Raw genomic sequence first — 20,307 nt, forward strand, 5'->3', positions numbered from 1 at the left:
TTTTCTATTTAAACATTAATTTAATTATGAGAAATTTATTTCAAATTGAAGGAAAAAATATATTATTTTTTGAGGCGGAGTCAAATTATACAACCATTCATTTGAGAAATGGTAAAAAAATCCTTTCTAGTTTTACATTGGCAAGGTATCAAGAACATTTTCCTGGATTCTTAAGAATCAACAGAAAACATTTGTTAAATCCTGAATACGTATTAAGCGTTGAACCCAAACAATTTAGGATTTCCATGAAGGACAATCGTAGGTTCATTATTTCAAGAAGACGAATCAATGTCTGTATAATTTGAAAGTTTGGATTTTTTTAAACCGCTACTTTTAAAGTAATAATAATTATTTCAGTCTGACACCATTTGTCAGACTGATTTTTTTTTGGATAAAATTATTATATTAGAAAAAATACCTTTTCATCACAACTTAACTTTATATATCAGGCCCAATACAGGACTTAGCTTTTCTACACCTACCAAATCAATGTCTTTGAAAACACTTATGTCTAGTGCATTTTTCTTGTTTATTTTATAGTTGATGCCCATTTTTGGCCGTAGCTGATCTAGGGTTCCGCCTATTTGAAAGAAAAAGTCGGTAGAGACATAAGGTGTGAATTTTGATTTGTTATCGTAACCAATTTCTATTTTGTCTCTAATATAACTGGCATCAAACTCTGTGATGCCGTCGTTGTCTTTGAATTGATGTTGAAATCGAAGGCGGTTTTCAAACTTTATCGCTCCAAACTTTTTGTCATAGCTTAAGTCAGCGTAGAATCTATGTCTAATTTTAAAATCCTTTGTTTCGTTTTTTCTTCTGTCGACAAACCTATAGTAAACTTCAGCATCAAACGCTTTAGAGATTTTATATGCACCTCCTAGTTCAAATAGATAAGTTTGAAGGTAGGATATATCTCCATTAAATCTCACCTGACCATTGGCGTTAAGTGTGATTTTTTTTGCAATTTTTTTCTGTAAATTCACTCCACTTCTCAGCCCAACACCATCTTGAGCATTCCCTATTCTAAAACCTAAAAGTAAAATAGCGATAAAAAATTTTTTTTTCATAAAAAAAGGTTTTAGTTTTCGTAGTAAAATATTGTGATTTGGGTTGCATCTTTCAAGAAATCAATATCTTGAATGTCCACTCTGTGGATATTTAGACCAGTTCTGTCTCTTAAATCCTGAATCAATTCTTCTCGTCTTTCTGGAATTATCAGGTGGATTTTTTCATAAGTTATCATTTTAGTGTTTTCCTTTTTCATCAATATGCCACCTTCTAAAAGGGCCGTTAAACCCAAAAGGATTATACACATTATGGCCAAGTCGTCCCAACTTCCTTTGCTTATAGCGGTAATTAGGCCAAGGGCAATAGCAAAAAACAAGTAGGTCATGTCTTTTGCAGATATGTTTTCAGTTCTGTAACGCAGCATCGAAAACACTGCAAATAAACCAAAAGCCGCTCCCATGCTCATTTCTACTTTATTGAGTAAATATGTAATGAGAAAAATGATAATGTTAAACCCAAAAAATGTAAGAAATAAGTCTGTGCGACGATAATGCCTAAAATATATAAATCGGACAAGGATAAATACAGCAACAATATCAACTAAAAATCGGGACAAAAACTTTATGGAAACTTTGTCAAACCATTGGAAGGTTTCGGTTTTACTAGCTAGCTCTTGTAAAAGAATCATATTGGTTAATTATTTTTTTTAAATGTAAAAAATCGGGTTTGAATCTATTTTGTTTTATTCCATTGTTTGTGCTTATTACACCTAAACAATATTTGCTTATGGATCCTGGCCTTAGATGATATTTTTTGAAAATATCTACAATAGGGGAAGAACCTATTTTTTCTTGTTTGATTTCTGCTACAACTATCTGATTGTAAATAACTTTATTGGAGTTTAGAATAAAAGACAAATTCAAATCAAGCGTTAAACGTTCATTGGCAGTTTTGTTTACCAATGTAATTCTTTCGTAATCAACCTTAATATTTCCCTTTAGTTTTTCAGCCATCAAAGGTGTAGTTTCTTCCAGAAATTTTGCCTGTTCTAAATTTAATAATTCTTCAAATTCATTTGGCTGCTGAATTCTAGTTTTTAGCGTTCTTCCTCTGTTGTTCTTGTGTTTTATCTCAAAAAACGAAAGATTAGAGCCAACATAATTTCTAAATCGCACCTTATACCTGTTGAGCCTTCCTGACTGATGGGCATGGTATAAATCCAATCCTTCAGTATCGTAATATAACGTTTCATAAAGGCACAATCGCTTGTAGTTTATTTCCAGAATTTTGTAAAACTCCTTCGCTTCTGCCAATATCTTAGGCATCAAACTTAATGGAATAAGAAATTTTGTATCTATTCTGTCCATCAATTTTACACTATCCATTTCTTCCAGCGTAATTTTCTCCAATCGCCAAGCTTCTTCTTCTATTTGCTTTATGAAATATTCAATGTTCATATTGGTAAATCCTAAAATTTTATATAATAATTTTGCAGAAATCCTTTGTTTAATATATACGATGTTCGAAAACAAAACGTACTGTTTGATATTGGTTATTCTCAAAAGGAAAACTTAAAAGGAACTTCTAAGCCTTTGAAAGAACTTTTACAGCCTTCACAAATGCGTCCAATTCAGCTATGTTAGTATAAATATTCGGCGTAATTCTACATCCAAAAACATTTTGGCCTTCAATGCCAACAGTCCAAATCTTATGTTCTTTTAGCAATCTATCCGCCATTTCGGTTGGTTTCATATTTTTCAATCCAATATTACCTATTCCGCAAGCTCTTTCTGGGTCAAAAGATGTGTTTATTACCACATTTGGAACATCTTTTAGTTTTTCCATCCAATAGTTTCTAATATATTTTAGGCGAGCTTCTTTTCTTTTAATGCCTATTTTGTTGAGGTATTCTAGGGCATTCAGTATGCTGATTTCGGTGTGTACTGCTGGCGTGCCTGTGTGAACCACTCGCCTGATATCGTCCTGAGAATAACCATTATCTGCAAATGTGGCCCATAAATCTTTTATCTTTTCTTTTCTGATATATAAAAAACCAAGGCCTAGCGGAGCACTGAGCCATTTATGAAGGCTTGTGGCGTAATAGTCACAGTTGAGATCTGAAATTTTATAATCAAACTGACCAAAAGCATGAGCTCCATCCACCACCACATCTACACCATAGCTATGAGCCATATCGCATATTTTTTTGATGGGTAAAATCTGTCCAGTGATGTTGATAATATGACAAACCATCAAAAGCCTAGTTTTAGGAGTTATGGCGGCCTCATACATATTTACGATTTCTTCGTCGTTTTTAGGATTAGCTGGCACGGACAATATCTTGTTTACCATGCCATACCTTTTGGCCATCAATTCAAAATGTTGAATCATATATGGATAATCTTGTTCGGCCATTATGGCTTCGTCGCCAGGTTTCCAATCGTACCCTGATATTACTGTATCTATAGACTCAGTTGCATTTCGGGTGACTATCATTTCTTCGTATAAACAACCCGCTTGTTCGGCTAATTTTGCTCTAACTTTCTCATTTTCAGGAAATCTGACTGTTCGCATATAGTATGAGCCAAGAAGATTGATTTCCTCAATGTTTTTCAAAAAAGCATTTTTGATAGGAGTGGGGCTGATACAGTAATAGCCGTTTTCGAGGTTGATATAAGCAGGATTAAGTTTATAATCTGCCCGAATTTGTTTCCAAAATGCTTCATCTTGAGCTAAAACTTCAGGACTAACGTTTTCTGCTCTATTTATAGTTTTTTCAAAAGTTTTGCTAAATACAGGTGCAGATAAAGCCGTAAACCCAATCGTTTTCAAGAATTGCCTTTTGTCCATTTTAGATGTTTTTTAAAGCAATATACTGAAAAAAAGGTTTTTAAAATGTCGAAGAATTTAAAATTCAAACTGAATAGCTATTTTTTTAATATAGGTTCAATTTTTCAATTAGGATAAATTCTTTTTCTAAACCTTAAATTTCCTGAGAATATGGAATTATAAGTTTTATTAAATTACTATTATCTATCACTCAAAAATCTTATGTACAATATACCAATTTCCGAATTCAATGAAATACAAATTCACTGAAATACCAATACACAAATAAACCAATAACAAATTCACTAATATACCATAAAAAATACTCCAATCCCCCAACTAAACATTCCACCAATAAGTAAATTTCAACACAATCGCTCTGTTTTTAGGGGCAAAAGTATCTGCAAAATAATTATCAGTATAAACCAAATATAGATCAGACGCAGGACTATATCGCCATTGAAATCTGGTGTTGATATTGAAGTTGTTGGTTTGATTGTTATACTGCATAAAATTGGTAAAAAAGACCTTGTTAGATAGCGTAACATCTAGTCTAGGCCCCAAAAGCCACAAATTGTGAGTAGTGTTTTTTAAAGCTTCCGTCAGTCTATTGTCTTCAAAAAAAGTGAGTTTGTTAAAATTGCTCTTTAAGGCTATAGAAACATACGGTTGGAAACGATAAGCTACCTCTGCGTCTAATCTGAGTCTTTTTCCGTCGGCATAATAGCCCCCAAATCTTGTCTCAAAGCCATACGTAAACAAAGACTGAGGTTTAGAAGAAAACATAGTTCCCCAAGACTTCCATCTATGCACTTGACCTTTGTCTAAGTATTCTTTTACATAGCCCGTTGGGTCAAATAGCCCCGTAAGTTTTACGAAATCTGTGGCTGTCCAAACTGTAAATGCAGCCTGTGTTCTTAAGCCAAACTTATAGAATAACACGTTTGTGTTTTCATTTCGATCAAATTTGTCCTGAGAAAAATAATTTGAAAACATCACCGAAGGGCCATGAGATAGGATTTTTCCACCTTTCGGAAAAAACAAATATGAAGCTTCTGGTCGTAAATGAATGTAATTGTTTCGTCTTACAAAACCTACTTCGTTGGCTTTAACGTCCATATCTACAGACTCTCCCGTAAACGAAACAATGTACTTCTTAACGGTTCTGGCTATATTTATAGAGGCTACATTGTTTTGGCCTTTTAGTTCTGGCGAGAAAGTTTTAAATGCAAAGGCTTTTCCTAACCACTTGTTGTCTGCTGAAGCCAGATAATACTCTAAACCGAATGTTCGGTTATAATCAGCTAGTGTGTTGGTGCTATCTAAGTTTTTTTTGAGTGTTGTTTCTCTGTCTACATATATTCCGCCCAAATAGGATCTTTTGAAAATCCTCCTTTGAAGCGATAGCACGCTGTAATTTGACCCAGCTTGACCATCAGAGTTTTTTCCTGTTAACATATTCATGGCTCCAACTCTCCAGTTGTTATTAAGTTTCCCGGATATCTTTGAACCATAATATATTGGTGCATCCAAACCGACTCTTCTTGAAAAAAACGGTCTTAAACTTGACGAACCGAAATTATTGAAAATATCACCGTTTTCTATAAAAAACTGACGACGTTCGGGGAAAAACAACTCGAATCTATCCAAATTGGTTTGTTGTACATCCACTTCTACTTGAGAAAAATCTGGCAAAACGGTTAAATCTAAATTTAATGAAGAGGTCAGTCCAAATTTGGCATCAAATCCCGCACCAAACTCGCCTTTGGCATCGGTCATGGCTTGGTGGTTTTTCTTGACTCCGGTGGTAATAAATGGAATTATGCTAATGTTAGCTCCAGGAGCAGGCGGAGGGGTATCCCAGACCAAGTTGCCGGTAAAGGCAAGCGATGCAGTTGGAAATTGTCTAGGTATAGGTGTCCATGAAGACTTTTCGGTAGTTTTTAAGTCTAATCTGCTGAAGTTTATTCCCCAAACTGAGCTGTTTTCTTTATAACGCAGCGTTTTAAAGGGTATAGCTGCCTCCCATGTCCATTGGTTTTCATCAAAACTTACCTCCGACTGCCATTTGTTGTCCCAACTCAGATTGATAGACGAACCGCCCGACATCAGTCCGTCCCATTGGCCACCTCTGGCATTTGATCCAAATGAAAAACCAGTGGTAAGGTCATTGAAAGTATCAATAAAAAGCAGGTCATTGTCATTTTTTCCAAAGCTCCAGTCGCGTTTCATCGACTCCACCATGTTGGATCCTTTGTAATAATTATAATTGATAAAAAGCACATAGAGGTTTTTATCATCATAGCAAAACTTCACGTCTGTTTTTACTTTCGCCATGCTAGTGTCCATAGGCAGCACCATATAAAAATCCGTGGCCACTTGGCAATCCTCCCATGCTTTATCATCAGACTTACCGTCTATTTTTATTTTCGAGTCTATTTTTTTTATAGAATAATTGAAGTCATTGTTTTTCTTTTGTCCAAAGCTATAGCGGCCTAATGAGAATAGTAGAAATATAAGTAAAAGGTTTTTAGACATAAATTTATTTGTAGTTTTGCTGAAATTTTCGAATAACAAAGGTAGTTTAATAATCTCAAAAGGTTGAAAATATTCATCTCTTAATACCGTATTTTTATCTACTTTTATAAATTACTAAAATATGCAAGTGTCTGACAAAAAAGTAGTTACAATAACTTACGAATTATACATTCAATCAGAAGACGACGATTACGAGATAGTAGAAGTGGCCGGAGAAGACCAGCCGATGGTTTATTTGGCAGGTCACAGCGGCTTACCACAAGACTTTGAGGTAAAAATGGCAGGACTGAAAGTTGGAGATGACTTTGACTTTGAACTTGGCCCACAAGAAGGTTTCGGAGAGTTTTCTGATGAAGATATCGCTGATTTTCCTTTAGAAATGTTCAAGATTGAAGATGGAGGAATCCCGGAGGATTTATTAGAAATAGGTAATTTTATTCCGTTTACAAATGACGATGGCAGCAAGATTACCGGTCGTGTACATGAAGTAGAAGCTGAGACAGTTAGAATAGATTTTAATCATCCATTGGCTGGAAAAACCTTGAAGTTTGAAGGTAAAGTTCTAGAAATTAGAGAAGCCACGCAAGAAGAGATTGACCATGGTCATGTGCATGGTGAGGGTGGGGTAGAGCATTGATTTTAATAGAATTAATAAACAGTTTACAATAACAAAAAACCTAGTTTTCTATAAACTAGGTTTTTTGTTTATGGGTATTTATGGTTTTGGAATTCTAAACTTTATGAACGATTCGGCATCACATCCATATTTTTCTACATCAATGAAGATATTAAAGTAGACATTTGAAATGTAATTGCATGTGCTAACACCGTTGGCACCATATACAAAATATTCTGATGTGGTTGCAGTTTTCGGAAGGTTGCTACCTTCAATGGTAGACCTTACACTTTCACCTTCAAAAGTGTATTTTTCGTCCAACTTATAGCTTGTCATTATGGTTTTGTCAGAATTAAACGTACTTGTAAATTTCACATCCAACGAAACACCTTCAACAGTTAATATTTTATTAATAACGTAAGTATTCCCCACCCAAAACCCTGGAAATCCATATATATCAGACTCTTCATCAGCCATTTGGCCAAAATGCCCACCCCAACCTTCCGGATTGTCGTTTTTTAACCAATATTCGAATTTTGCGACTTTCTCTTTTTTTACAAGAGGCATTTTAAAATCGATAAATCTCCATTTTATATTATCAGGTGTTCCTCTGATGTAAAAAGGAATTAAGTTTTCACCTGATTCAACTTTTATTTTCAATAAACCATCTCTTGATTGTGCTATCAATGCCCCATCTTTATTGTATTGCTCAACTAAAGTCATGTTACCTTGCCATCCATAGGCACATCCAACGCATCGAGCTCCTACTGTTATACTATCTAAATCTGTACTAAACGTATCTGGAATAGATACCCAATCTTTTCCTTTTAAATACATTAATTCCACAGAAGGGAACTGGTTTGGAGGAAAATCTCCAATTGTTCCTTTTTTCATTTCTTCATATCTTGCCCCAATAGATTCAAAATTGAATAATGCCGATTTTGCAACATATGTTATTTCAGGGTAAAAAGTTGATGGATCATCTGCACTAGATTTTGATTCATAAGGACTAAATCTTCCGTTACTATTTAGTGTGACCAAATGATTATAGGTGCTAGGGAAATTTGGGTCTGCAATTGAAAGTAAACCGTTACTTGTTTTATACACAATCATTGCATGTCCTCCAGTATTATGCCATACTTCAACCAATTGAGGTTTTTTTGTTAAATGAATCGAATAAGCAAATGACAGGAAATGTAAGCTGTCGTGACCAAATCGTTTAGTGCCTTCGGAATTAAACTTGGCCATCCAGGCTGCTCTTTTACCTGCTGTTTGGTCAGCCCAAACCACTGATGCAAATCGGAATCCGTTTCTATTGTCTTGCCAAAGTTTCCCTGGGATTTTTTCAAACCTACCATACAATTGAGGTTCATTTTTTTCTAATTTTTGAGTGGTATAATACCACATTGCAGTAACTGATTGGCCAGTGCAGTGGCCATTTTTTGCAATGTATGAACCATAATTTGGGAATTCCCAGTCATCGATTCCAGGCCTAAATCCAGATTCTTGTGTGTCAAAAAGTTTATTTTTTGGAATTGAAGCTACAATTAAATCTGCCCAATTATTAATTCCTTTTGTAAAACCTACTTTTGCTTTACCCAGAGCTTTTCCTGAAAAATGCCTAGTTGCTAAAACAATGTTATCATCGTTAATTGCTACCACGGGAATCCCTTCAAGTTCTTGGGTTTCAATATCGTAATAAAATCCCATAGCAAAATGATCTTTTGGTACAACACAAGGAATAGTAATTTTCATTACTGAATCCGCATATCCACCACCATTATCGATCCTAATTATTGGAGTAATGATATTTAAATTTTCTTTATCAGGGTTGTTGGTTATAGGTGCACTTGAGAAAGAAAAAGTCTTTTTATTCTTAAGTCCATTTTTTGGTACAGAAACAGTTAATCCTTTTATGTCACCTTCATTTATAATTATTGAACCGCCATTTGTTCCTAAATCTTTAGAAATAGGTGTAGAGAAAGCTCCAATTTCAATTTTATAACTGTTATTTTCTGGTTCTAAAGGATCTTTAAAAAGGTTGCAACTATTTATCGAAATCAAAATAATTATTGAAATCAATATTTTGAGTAAGAGATTTTTCATGATTCATGACGATTTATAGAATTTTGAATTTTAAGTCAACATTAAATAGAAGGGGTTTGTCTAACCCCTTCTTTTTTATAAAGGCATTTTTGGAAGAAATTCAGAATTTTATTTTCCAAGAAAGTACCCAACACTTAGGCTAATTACACTATTGTTGAATTTTTTTGTATCAGTATCGGTGTTAATATTCGCCAAGCCTAGTCCATAGCTTAGTCTAAACTCCATTCCGCTGTAAGTTGCTCCTGCACCTAATATTACACCGAAATCCAGCCTTTTAACATCGTCATTTTCAGCATCATTGCCAAATTTAATTTTGTCATTACTTTTTTCTGTTTCTCCGTTGTAAGTAACTGAACCTTTGGTGTTTCCTAGAATGCCGACCCCAACATACGGGCCAAATACACCATGAACTTTTATGCCGCTCACATCAAAGTTTGCTTTTGCAGTCAAAGGGATATCTGCATAAATTAAATTCATATTCGCCTTGTAGCTAAAATCTTCGTCTTTTTGGTTAACCGCAAATCCTTTACCGTTCACGATTAGCCCTGTTTCTAAGGAAATCATTTCAGAAAAAGGAACTTCAGCCATCAAGCCTAAATTAAAACTAGGTTTGTACTTGTTTTCAAGGCCAAACATTTCGTCTTTGTCCATCATAATGTTGCTGAAATTTAAACCAGCACGCACGCCTACTTTTTGAGCCCAAATACTTGTAGAAAGTAAGGTAAGCATCAAAATTGTTGAAAGTTTGAGTAAGGTTTTCATGTTGTTTTTGTTTAAGTGAAAAATAAGAATCTCTTTGTTTTGAATATTCAAATTGAAAATTCAAATGTCAAATCTGGACTATCAATTGCTTGATAATAAGTAGTTTTAGGTTATTTTAAACTTAATAGGAGAGTGAATAGGTAAAATTGGATGACATTTTTAAAGTGTTCAAGAGAAGAACATTTTGAAAAGCATCGATAATATTTAATTTTCCATCGGAGTAGAATTTAATGGGCTTAGCTGCCCTTTACAAATGCAAGAAAATAAAGGAAAAAATAATTTGAAATACCAATAAGCAGAAAGAATTATGATTTTTATCACAAATTCTATTTCTTAAAACTGAGGTTTTTGTTTTCTAAAGTATTTCGTAAAATTGGTATAGAAGCTGGGCCAATTCCATGAAGTTTCAACAATTCTTTTTCTGAATAAATAGTAAGATCCTCAAGATTAATAATTCCTATATTTTCGAGTGCTCTCCTAGCTGGAGATGATATTTTTTGAAGAAATTCTAAATTCGATTTTTTGGCTTTTTCACATACAGGGCAAACTGGGCAATCGCTACTTTTATAAAATTTATGCCCTTTTTTACAAGATTTTAGGGTTTTCAAAAAAAACAGTTTTTATCTTCCGCCGCTAATCACTGCATAAAATTTAGGAAATATCTGCTTTAAGAGCATTCCTACACTTAAGCTCAAGAAAATTGTAAAAACTGGTGCAATAACATATATAAGAAAGGAACTAGTATCTGATTTTCCTAAAAAATAGAAAAGCCCCTTTTTGAGAATCGTCAACGTAGGCTCATGAAAAGCATATAGAAAGAACGAGAATGAAAAATATTGAGGTAAATCTTCGGCTTTAATATTACTGAAATAGGCATCGTATAAGCCCCAAATAGCCAACATTCCGGAAAGGATAAAAAGTCGGTTGACAAGAATTGTAAAATCTGTATTAGCAGAGTTGGTTTGTAATAAATAAGTGTGAACAAATACTAGAAAAAGCCAAAGAAAAGCCAAAGGCCACGAGTAGGGGAATATTTTAAAATTTCGAAGTTTATCCGTTATTGCCAAGGCTCCCCCCAATACAAAAAACAAGAGAGAATCCACATTGATTATGCCAAAATAAACATTTAAAAACCAAGGCATTGCCATGAGGATTACACTATAATTTTTTAGTTTATTTATAACAAAATATAAAATTGGCGAAATTAAAATTAGCACCATTAAGTCCCTCAAAAACCAAAGTTGATAAGGAAGTGGGTTTATGAAAATAGTATTGAGAAACTGAGTTAATCCTATGTTTTTTGTGCTGTCATTATTAAAAAAATGATCTAAAAGGGGAATTGACTCTAAGATATAGAAAATCACAAATCCCCAAATTGACCAGAAAATATAAGGGATAAAAACAGTTTTAAACCGCTTTTTAAGTTTGTTGGAATATGCTTTAAGCGTACCATCAAAATGCAAAAAGTATAAATATCCTGAAATAGAAAAGAAGAATGGAACAGCTATGCGAGATATTCCTTCTGAAAAAAAATCTTGGATAAAAGTATTATAACCTTTGATAATTTCTTCATTTTCTGGATATAAACTTAGGATGTTTTTTGAATGCAAAAAAACCACCATTATCATCGACAAAATCGATAGCACTTTGAATTTTATACTGAGATATTGATTCATGTATTATTTTGTCTTCTTAAATTCTTCAAATTTCTTTAGAAATTCTACTACAAAATTAATACTACAATTCATGCTACAACCTTTTTTGCTTTTTTTTTGAGTTTTATTGATTGATTTTATTCTTTCCCTTTATTCCAAAAAGGATGTTTATAAATGCTTTAAAATAGAAATAACTATATATGATTATATTTTCATATGATTAGAGTCATAGTAAATCAACTTTATTTTAAGAAAACTTTGTATGTAAAAAAAAGACGAATTTATTGTCGTTTGGATTTTTAAAAAGAGTACTTAAATAATAAACAACATGAAAAGATTATTGATTTTGGGAGCTGGTACTGGCGGTACAATGATGGCCAACCATCTTCATAAAGAATTGGATAAAAATCTTTGGGAAATAGACATAATTGATGAAAGACAAATCCATTATTATCAACCTGGTTATTTGTTTTTGCCATTTGATATTTACGAACCCGAAGATATCATAAAACCCATCAAAAAATTTATTCCTAACGGTGTTAACCTAATCAACGACAAAATTGAGAAGATTATTCCTGAGGAAAACCTGGTAAAAATGGCCAATGGAGACCAACTTCATTACGATTTGCTGATAATAGCGACTGGTAATGATATAGCTCCTGAGGAAGTACCTGGCATGAAAGGCAGTGAATGGCAAAAGTCTGTTTTCGATTTTTACACTTTTGATGGAGCCTTAGCTCTTAGAAATAAACTGAGAGAATGGGAGGGCGGAAATTTGGTAGTTCATATCACCGAAATGCCAATCAAATGCCCTGTAGCACCTTTAGAATTTACTTTTTTGTCTGACTCGTTTTTTAAAGAAAAAAATATGAGGGACAAAGTCAATATCACTTATGTAACGCCTCTCAGTGGAGCTTTTACCAAACCTAAAGCTACCGAAACTTTAGAACACCTTTTGGTAGAAAAAAACATAAAAATAGAGAGTGATTTTGCGATTGAATCTGTGGACAATGAAAACAAAAAAATCATAGATTATGCAGGCAGGGAGATTCCTTTTGATCTTTTGGTGACTATACCAACCAACAAAGGAAACGAGGTAATGGCTCGCTCAGGCTTGGGAGATGACTTAAATTATGTTCCTACCCACAAAGCCACGCTGCAATCTAAAAAACACGAGAACATATTTGTGATAGGCGACGCTACAGACGTTCCGGCTTCAAAAGCAGGTTCGGTTGCACACTTTGAAGCGGAAATTTTAACCGAAAATATACTTAGATATATAGCTGGAGAGCCACTTAAAGAAACGTTTGACGGACATGCTAACTGTTTCGTAGAGACTGGCGGAGGCAAAGCACTTTTGATTGATTTCAACTACACCCACGAACCTGTAGAAGGTACTTTCCCTTTCCCAGGAATTGGCCCGCTAAGATTGCTCCAAGAGAGCCGTATGAATCACATGAGCAAGCTGGCCTTTAGATGGATATATTGGAACATGCTACTGAAAGGAACCCACATACCTTTTATTTCGACTCAAATGCAAGAAGAAGGAAAACATTTTAATTAATATAAAATCATGGAAAAAGTAATCGCTGGAAAAACAATAGCTGTCAATGACGAAGGATATATGACTGACCTAAGTCAGTGGTCACCTGAGATAGCAAATGAACTGGCCAAAGAAGCCAGTATTGAATTGAGCCCAAGACATTTTGAGGTTTTGGAATTTCTTCAAAATCAATACAAAAACGAAGTGCCTTTGACTATTCGTAGAGTAGGGGCAAGTGGTGTAGTAGACATCAAAGAGTTTTATGCTTTGTTTCCGGCAGGCCCATTGAAAATGTCCTCTAAAATAGCTGGAATACCAAAACCTGCTAGCTGTATTTAATTTTTATTAAACTTTAAAACAACAAGACAATGAGCGAATATAATGGTGAAATCAAAAAAATGATGATTATTCTATCTAAAGCTACTTTGGATAGTGTATATGCAGCCTTTGTGCTGGCCAACGGTGCCAGAATGGAAGGTATAGAATCAGAAATGTTTTTTACGTTTTTTGGTCTAGAAGCACTGCACAAAGAAAAAATGGAAGACCTTCATGTGGCTACCGTTGGAAATCCTGCCATGCACATGCCGACTATGTTGGGCGGATTGCCAGGTATGGAAGCACTGGCTACACACATGATGAAAAAAGAAATGGATAAGCTGGATTTGCCTGGTGTTAAGGAATTTATCGAAATTCTTTCCGCTTCGGGTGTGAAAATTTGGGCTTGTAGATTAGCGATGGATATGTTCCATTACAAAAAAGAAGATTTAGCTGATGAACTTGATGGTGTGCTTACTGTCGGAGATTTTTATCAAAGAGCTAAAGGTATAGGAACGCATATGTTGTTTATTTAATAGCTGTTTATTTTTTTGGGAAAACGTCGGTGATTTTTTACCGACGTTTTTTTTATTTTAATGTCTTAACCAGCATTTTTGCTATAACCATATTCCCCAAACCCGAAGGATGCAAACCGTCATAAGTCATGCTGATAGCATCTGGAGGATATGGATATTCGTCAGTATTAGGGTTAAACGGAATATCCACATAGTCTGGATATTTATAGTTTTGATATTCGCCAGTATTTGGGTTTTTTAATCTTTTGAAATTCACCATATTTTCAAGATTTATGCCGCTATCATGAAAAAGATCTACAACTTTTAGGTGCTGTTTTTCGCCAATTTCAAGTACAGCATTCGCGAAATCTTCTAAATTCTGCTCATTTTTAGCTCGATAGGAGCCATAGGCATTGTTGGTGTATTTGTTTACATATACAAAATCCCCTCTTTGCATCGGACTTATCAAAACTATTTTGGCCTTTGGATTTAAGACTCTTACTTTTTCAATAATCAACCCCATCGACCCAAAATAGCTTATGGGGCCTTTAGAATAATCATCAATAGTGCCAATAGGTAAGCCTCTCCACCAGTCATTGGTACCTAAAAATATGGTATAAATATCTGCCCGTTCAATATTCAATTTCTCAATTTGCTCCGCTATCCCTTTGGCTGTCCAACCATTATGGCCTTGGTTGATATATTTTATATGAGGCAATTGCTCACTTACCAAAGTCATATAACCTCTTGTCAATCTATCACCAGTTTCGCTCTGGTGGTCATTCAGATACGTTATAGAATCGCCAATGGCCACCCAAGTCTTTTCCTTTTTTTTGAATGATAACAAGCCTAAACCCAGAACCAGAATAATCGCTATTTTTTTCATTTTGGCAAATTTCAGTATTTACATGATTGATTATCAGGGGCTACATAATAGTCTTTATAGTTTTTCGCTTTAGGATCCATGCAACCTTTTAAATTTAAAAGCTTAATATTCTTAAAATCAATTGGATGACTTTCTGCTTGTAATGAAATATAGCCTTCTTTTAAGGCTTCGCCTGTTCTACCCATCCAATATTTTACGTCCTCGTCAGTGAAACCCACACTTTTAAAATCGAAGCTTTTGCCTATTTCTCCAATTTTAGAGTTTTGGTAACTTAGTACTGTGTCGCCTTCTATAATTTGGTGTACCATGGAGTCTCCATAAACTATCAATCGTGCTTTTATCCATTGGTCTCCATCATACGTTTTTGAGTCAGAATCTATGCAGTGTTCCATGCGTTGCTTTTCGTTCATAAATACATAAGTGCCTGGTGTGCAAAGATTTGCCGTATGTCTAACGCCATTGCCAAGTCCTCCGAGAAGTTGCATTTCTAGTGATACCGGGAATCCTTGGTTATAAGATAAACTTTGAGCAGATTGAGAATGGAACATTACGCCGCTATTCCTCACATTCCACGAGGCACCGCCTGGCGTTTGGTTGCCTGTAAACCTATAATCATAGTCAAGTATAAAATAGGAGTAGGGAGTATGGTAATACAAATGCCCGTATTTATTGTCAAAAGTTTTGTAGTCATCGTACACTACTCTGATCATTTTGTTTTCGACACGGAAAGTGTTTTTGTAATTATCGTTTACGTCTTGACCGGCTATTTTAATGTCCCAGCCATCAAGGTTTTTATTGTTAAATAGCTTAATCCAGTCTTTTTTAGGTGCTTGGGAAAAGGCAAAACTGATGCTTAAAAGGAAGATGCTTAAGGTTTTCATTTTTCTGTATTGGTTGAAAAATGAAATTAGCAATAAATTTCAAATAATCTCATTCGTTTTCCCAAACTGGAAGTCTTTTTTCAAAAAAGGCTTGAATCCCTTCTTTTGCATCTTTTGATTTTTTTAGTTCTTCCAAGGTTTTTAATAGAAAATCTGCTTTGTCATTATCTAATATTTCGGGTAGTTTTTTTAATGCCTCAAAACCTTTTGAAATAGCCAAAGGAGCATTGTTCAGTATGGTTTTTTTAAGATTTTCTAAATTTTCCGCATCTAAATAATCAGAAGCAATACCCAGTTCTATCGCTTCTTGTGTGGAAACAGAACGACCTGTTATACATAGATCCATGGCTTTTCTGGAAGGCATAATTTTCAGTAAAGATCCCAAAACTTGTAGAGGAAAAATTCCTCTTTTTACTTCAGGGAGTGAAAACTTCACTTCTTTTTTTGCCAAAACATAAGAGCATTCCAAAATAATCAAAAAGCCTCCAGCAATTACATCGCCTTCGATTACGGCTATTGAAGGTTTATTGAGTTGGCCAATTGCTGAAGCCAATGAAATATTTTCGTTTTTGATCTCAGGATTTTGTCGGTCTAAACTAGGGTTTTCGAAAACTTTGAGGTCCATTCCAGCACAAAAAACTGGCCCTTCAGCATTGATAATTATTAGCCATATATTTTTGTCACTGTTTGCTGCAGCCAAAGCGTGATTAACTTCATTTACCATGGTTGGCGTAAAAGCGTTCCGTTTTTCAGGTCTGGCTAGCGTGAGTGTGAATACTCGGTCTTCGATATGTGTTTTTATAAACTGATAGGTCATGATATCAATTTTTGAAATGCAGTTTTTAAATAAGAAATATCAGTTTTATTTTCGAAAAAGTCCAGTAAATCTTCGGAAGGTATATTGCCCACCATTTCGTCCTCAGCAAACGGACAACCACCAAAACCTAAAATTGCTCCATCGAATTTTCTGCATCCTGCCTCATAAGCTACCTTGATTTTATTCAAACTTTCTGTTTTTGTTGAATGAAAATGTGCTCCAATTCTAAGTTCTGGGAATTGTTTTATACACTTTTCAAATAGTGATTTTATATCATCCAAACTAGCCTCAGAGGTGGTATCGGCTAAAGAAAACTCTCTGATGCCTAATTGTTTTATTTTTTCTATCCAATCTAAAACTAAGTCGTAGTTCCATGTTTCGCCATAAGGATTCCCAAAGGCCATGGAGATATATACGACCATTTCTTTTTGGCTCGCATTGGCTATTTCTGTAATATTTTTTAACCTCTCAAAAGATTCCGAAATACCGACATTCGTATTTTTTATCTGAAATATCTCTGAAATAGAAAACGGATATCCTAAATATTTAACAGCTTCATATTCCGATGCATTTTCAGCACCTTTTTCATTTACTACAATACTCAGAAGTTTGGTTTGGGTATTTTCTAGGTTCAATTTCTTTAGAACTTCCGCTGTATCTGCCATCTGAGGTATGGCTTTTGGGGATACAAAACTTCCGAAATCTATCCAATCAAAAAGACCAGAATTTATCAATAAATTAATATACGCTATCTTTTTATCTGTAGAAATGAAAGCTTTCATGCCCTGAATCGCGTCTCTGGGGCATTCTACCAATATTATTTCGTCATTTTTATAAAACATCTTTTCTGATTTCTCGTGATATTACCATTTTCTGAATACTCGAGGTGCCTTCGCCAATCGTACAAAGTTTGGCATCTCTGAAAAATTTCTCTGCTGGAAAATCTTTTGTAAATCCATATCCGCCATGAATCTGGACACTGTCGTTGGATACTTCTACCGCTGTTTCAGAAGCAAAAAGTTTGGCCATGGCACTCATTTTTGTCACTTTTTCGCCTTTGTCTTTCATTTCTCCAGCTTTTCGGGTTAGGAGTTCAGCGGCTTCTACTTTAGTTGCCATTTCGGCAAGTTTAAATCCAACTGCTTGAAAATCAAATATCTTCTTATTGAATTGTTCTCTTTCGTTGGCATATTTCAAAGCACATTCATAAGCCCCTCGGGCTATTCCTAACGAAAGTGCAGCTATAGAGATTCTGCCGCCATCCAATAACTTTAGTGCTTGTACAAACCCTTCACCTTCCTCACCAATTACTTGGTCTTTATGGATTTTACAGTTATCAAAAAACAGGCAAGCCGTTTCTGATGCTCTCATTCCCAATTTATTTTCTTTTTTTCCTGACGAAAAACCCTCTGTTTCTTTTTCTATAATAAAAGCTGTCATTCCATGACTATCTCCTTTTTCACCAGTTCTAGCTATCACAACAGCAACTGAGGAGCTTATGGCATGTGTTATGAAGTTTTTTGAACCATTGAGTATGTAATAATCCCCTTCTTTAGTGGCTACTGTGGCCAAACCACCTGCGTCTGAGCCTGAACCTGTTTCAGTCAATCCCCAAGCTCCTATCCATTCGCCAGTGGCTAATTTTGGGAGATATTTTTCTTTTTGTTTTTCGTTGGCAAAACTCAGTATGTGGTTGGTGCACAAAGAATTATGAGCTGCCACAGAAAGGCCAATAGAACCACAAACTTTAGATATTTCGTCTAAAATCGTAATGTAATCTTGATAGCCAAGTCCTGCACCTTGGTATTTTTCTGGAACTATTATACCTAAAAAACCATGTTCGCCTAGTTTTTTGAATAGTTCTAAAGGGAATATTTGATCTTCGTCCCATGTCATTATATTTGGTCTGATATGCATTTCTGCAAAGTCGCGGGCACTTTGTCTTATTAAGTCTGAGTTGTGGTTATTTTCCATTATTTTTATATTTAAAAGGTTGTTTTACTAACTATTATTTAAACAAATATCATAAAAATTTTATATATTATACAATTTTAGTCATATTTGATTGAATTTAGTATTAAATTCAAAGGAGGTTTTTAATTATTTTCAAAAAAAGAATTTTAATGAAAATCTGAATTAGAATTTTTTTACAAAAAATCAGAGAATTCCTTTCGTAAATAGATTTAAGAGTTTTACAAATTACAAATATTTCCATAAATGAAAAGTTTAATAGAAGAGTTGCATGCTAAAAGAGAAGTTTTGTGGCAGGGCGGGGGTTTAGAAAAAATCAAAAAACATAAGGCTAAAGGCAAGCTAACAGCTTGGGAAAGAGTTTTTTATTTATTGGATAAGGACAAACCTTTTGTAGAAATTGGAATGTTTGCCGGGGATGGCATGTATTTAGAAGACGGCGGCTGTCCAAACGGGGGAGCAGCATGTGTTTTAGGTTATGTTCAGGGAAAGCTGTGTGTTATAGCATCAAATGATGCCACAGTAAAAGCTGGAGCTTGGTTTCCTATTTCTGGTAAAAAAAATCTACGTGCTCAAGAAATTGCTATGGAAAATCGTCTTCCAATTATTTATTTGGTGGATTCTGCAGGAGTTTATTTGCCCATGCAAGAGGAGATATTTCCAGATAAAGAGCACTTCGGTAGAATTTTCAGAAACAATGCCAAGATGTCTTCAATGGGAATTCCTCAGATAGCCGCCATAATGGGTAGTTGTGTTGCTGGTGGAGCCTATTTGCCTATTATGTCTGATTATGCTTTTATTGTTGAAGGAACTGGCTCTGTTTTTTTGGCTGGTCCTTATTTGGTGAAGTCTTCGATAGGGGAGGAAGTGGATGCTGAAACTTTAGGTGGTGCTTCAACCCATTCCGAAATCTCAGGCGTTACGGACAATAAATACCTTAATGACGAGGCTTGTTTAGATGCTATTAAAGGTGTAATCGATAAAATTGGACATAATGAAAAAGCCGGTTTTGATAGGAAGGAAGCTGTTCTTCCTAAATTTTCTGCCGATAAAATCTCAGAAATTCTACCCTTAGATCGCACCAAACCTTATGATATTGAGCCAATTATTGAGAGTATAGTTGATGCGGGTTCTTTCGAGCAATACAAAAAAGATTACGGTAAGACTATTATTTGTGGATTAGCTAGAATAGATGGCTGGGCGGTTGGCATTGTGGCCAACCAAAGAGAAATAGTTAAAGCTAAAATGCCTGGAGGAAAAGTAGAGTTGCAAATGGGAGGTGTGATTTATAGCGACTCTGCTGACAAAGCAGCGAGGTTTATTATGAACTGCAATCAACAGAAAACCCCTTTGGTGTTTTTTCAGGATGTTTCGGGTTTTATGGTGGGCAGTAGGTCTGAACAAGGAGGAATAATTAAAGATGGAGCAAAAATGGTTAATGCCATGGCCAATTCTGTTGTTCCGAAGTTTACTTTTATTGTTGGTAATTCTTACGGGGCAGGCAATTATGCCATGTGTGGAAAAGCCTATGATCCTCGCTTGATTTACGCCTGGCCAACAGCTCAAATGGCAGTTATGAGCGGAGCTTCTGCTGGAAATACTTTGTTGCAAATACAGGAGGCTGCTTTAAAATCAAAAGGTGTTAAAATAAGTCCTGAAGAAAAGGAGGAGCTTTTGGAGAAGATCTTAAACCAATACAATGAACAACTGAGTCCATATTATGCTGCTGCACGCCTTTGGGTTGATGGCGTAATTGACCCCGCCGAAACTAGAAATATCATAAGTATGGGAATAGAAGCTGCCAATCATGCACCTATTACTGAAAGGTATAATGTAGGTGTTTTGCAAACTTAGAAAATCGG

The 20,307-nt window shown here is 34.9% G+C and carries 20 protein-coding genes; 6 read left to right on the plus strand and 14 right to left on the minus strand.

All coding sequences use genetic code 11. The features are described 5' to 3' along the window. Positions 1-26: 26 nt before the first annotated feature. Entirely contained in the window at positions 27-305 is a 279-nt protein-coding gene (locus EGI22_RS04610) for a LytTR family DNA-binding domain-containing protein (RefSeq protein ID WP_255066691.1), read from the plus strand. Positions 306-425: 120 nt separating this feature from the next. Here EGI22_RS04610 and EGI22_RS04615 read toward each other — a convergent pair whose 3' ends face one another. The 5 genes from EGI22_RS04615 to EGI22_RS04635 all read right to left on the minus strand — a co-directional run bounded on the left by EGI22_RS04615 (position 426) and on the right by EGI22_RS04635 (position 6,378). After that, positions 426-1,070 (minus strand): DUF2490 domain-containing protein, encoded by a 645-nt coding sequence (locus EGI22_RS04615; RefSeq protein WP_255066692.1) that lies wholly within the window; start codon positions 1,068-1,070, stop codon positions 426-428. Positions 1,071-1,081: 11 nt separating this feature from the next. After that, positions 1,082-1,699: a DUF4956 domain-containing protein gene (locus EGI22_RS04620; RefSeq protein WP_255066693.1), complete on the minus strand. Its 618-nt coding sequence runs from the start codon at positions 1,697-1,699 to the stop codon at positions 1,082-1,084. Beyond that, positions 1,674-2,468, minus strand: coding sequence for a polyphosphate polymerase domain-containing protein (locus EGI22_RS04625; protein ID WP_369010866.1), 795 nt, complete (start codon positions 2,466-2,468; stop codon positions 1,674-1,676). The genes EGI22_RS04620 and EGI22_RS04625 overlap by 26 nt, the downstream gene beginning before the upstream one ends. A gap of 127 nt (positions 2,469-2,595) precedes the next feature. Further along, positions 2,596-3,861, minus strand: coding sequence for an aminotransferase class V-fold PLP-dependent enzyme (locus EGI22_RS04630; RefSeq protein ID WP_255066695.1), 1,266 nt, complete (start codon positions 3,859-3,861; stop codon positions 2,596-2,598). A 318-nt stretch (positions 3,862-4,179) separates the two neighbouring features. Next, positions 4,180-6,378, minus strand: a complete 2,199-nt coding sequence (locus EGI22_RS04635; protein WP_255066696.1) for a DUF5916 domain-containing protein — start codon at positions 6,376-6,378, stop codon at positions 4,180-4,182. A 121-nt stretch (positions 6,379-6,499) separates the two neighbouring features. Between EGI22_RS04635 and EGI22_RS04640 the strand changes: the two genes are divergently transcribed. Next, positions 6,500-7,015 carry a peptidylprolyl isomerase gene (locus tag EGI22_RS04640; protein ID WP_255066697.1) on the plus strand — a complete coding sequence of 172 codons (516 nt, stop codon included), beginning with the start codon at positions 6,500-6,502 and terminating at the stop codon, positions 7,013-7,015. Between the two features lie 78 nt (positions 7,016-7,093). Here the strand turns inward: EGI22_RS04640 and EGI22_RS04645 are convergent, their stop codons facing one another. From EGI22_RS04645 to EGI22_RS04660, 4 genes are all read right to left on the minus strand, one after another. Continuing rightward, positions 7,094-9,100 (minus strand): hypothetical protein, encoded by a 2,007-nt coding sequence (locus EGI22_RS04645; protein WP_255066698.1) that lies wholly within the window; start codon positions 9,098-9,100, stop codon positions 7,094-7,096. 108 nt (positions 9,101-9,208) lie between these two features. Continuing rightward, the gene (locus tag EGI22_RS04650; RefSeq protein ID WP_255066699.1) at positions 9,209-9,862 is read right to left on the minus strand and encodes a porin family protein; all 654 of its coding nucleotides are present in this window, start codon (positions 9,860-9,862) and stop codon (positions 9,209-9,211) included. A 326-nt stretch (positions 9,863-10,188) separates the two neighbouring features. Further along, a complete protein-coding gene (locus tag EGI22_RS04655; RefSeq protein ID WP_255066700.1) occupies positions 10,189-10,470 on the minus strand; it encodes an RNA polymerase alpha subunit C-terminal domain-containing protein in 282 nt (93 codons plus the stop codon). A gap of 12 nt (positions 10,471-10,482) precedes the next feature. Further along, entirely contained in the window at positions 10,483-11,538 is a 1,056-nt protein-coding gene (locus EGI22_RS04660; protein WP_255066701.1) for an acyltransferase, read from the minus strand. A gap of 307 nt (positions 11,539-11,845) precedes the next feature. Between EGI22_RS04660 and EGI22_RS04665 the strand changes: the two genes are divergently transcribed. The 3 genes from EGI22_RS04665 to EGI22_RS04675 are packed head-to-tail and all read left to right on the plus strand — an operon-like array spanning position 11,846 to position 13,911. Then, positions 11,846-13,081: an NAD(P)/FAD-dependent oxidoreductase gene (locus tag EGI22_RS04665; protein ID WP_255066702.1), complete on the plus strand. Its 1,236-nt coding sequence runs from the start codon at positions 11,846-11,848 to the stop codon at positions 13,079-13,081. Positions 13,082-13,090: 9 nt separating this feature from the next. Continuing rightward, positions 13,091-13,399, plus strand: a complete 309-nt coding sequence (locus tag EGI22_RS04670) for a TusE/DsrC/DsvC family sulfur relay protein (RefSeq protein ID WP_255066703.1) — start codon at positions 13,091-13,093, stop codon at positions 13,397-13,399. A gap of 29 nt (positions 13,400-13,428) precedes the next feature. Further along, complete coding sequence (locus tag EGI22_RS04675; protein WP_255066704.1) at positions 13,429-13,911, plus strand: DsrE/DsrF/DrsH-like family protein; 483 nt, start codon at positions 13,429-13,431, stop codon at positions 13,909-13,911. Positions 13,912-13,963: 52 nt separating this feature from the next. Here EGI22_RS04675 and EGI22_RS04680 read toward each other — a convergent pair whose 3' ends face one another. From EGI22_RS04680 to EGI22_RS04700, 5 genes are read right to left on the minus strand one after another with little or no spacing between them, the layout of a single operon-like run. Next, on the minus strand, positions 13,964-14,776 hold the full coding sequence (locus EGI22_RS04680) for an SGNH/GDSL hydrolase family protein (RefSeq protein WP_255066705.1): 813 nt from the start codon (positions 14,774-14,776) through the stop codon (positions 13,964-13,966). An 11-nt stretch (positions 14,777-14,787) separates the two neighbouring features. Then, complete coding sequence (locus tag EGI22_RS04685; protein WP_255066706.1) at positions 14,788-15,657, minus strand: DUF1080 domain-containing protein; 870 nt, start codon at positions 15,655-15,657, stop codon at positions 14,788-14,790. Between the two features lie 49 nt (positions 15,658-15,706). Beyond that, positions 15,707-16,474 (minus strand): enoyl-CoA hydratase/isomerase family protein, encoded by a 768-nt coding sequence (locus tag EGI22_RS04690; protein ID WP_255066707.1) that lies wholly within the window; start codon positions 16,472-16,474, stop codon positions 15,707-15,709. Then, positions 16,471-17,316 (minus strand): hydroxymethylglutaryl-CoA lyase, encoded by an 846-nt coding sequence (locus EGI22_RS04695; protein ID WP_255066708.1) that lies wholly within the window; start codon positions 17,314-17,316, stop codon positions 16,471-16,473. The genes EGI22_RS04690 and EGI22_RS04695 overlap by 4 nt, the downstream gene beginning before the upstream one ends. After that, on the minus strand, positions 17,306-18,448 hold the full coding sequence (locus tag EGI22_RS04700) for an acyl-CoA dehydrogenase family protein (protein ID WP_255066709.1): 1,143 nt from the start codon (positions 18,446-18,448) through the stop codon (positions 17,306-17,308). Before EGI22_RS04700 ends, EGI22_RS04695 begins: the two co-directional genes overlap by 11 nt. Before the next feature lie 243 nt (positions 18,449-18,691). Here EGI22_RS04700 and EGI22_RS04705 point away from each other — a divergent pair, with 243 nt between their 5' ends. After that, a complete protein-coding gene (locus EGI22_RS04705) occupies positions 18,692-20,299 on the plus strand; it encodes an acyl-CoA carboxylase subunit beta (protein WP_255066710.1) in 1,608 nt (535 codons plus the stop codon). Positions 20,300-20,307: the final 8 nt, after the last annotated feature.

Origin of the sequence: Lacihabitans sp. LS3-19, assembly GCF_024343575.1 — a bacterium.
Lineage (GTDB): Bacteria > Bacteroidota > Bacteroidia > Cytophagales > Spirosomataceae > Leadbetterella.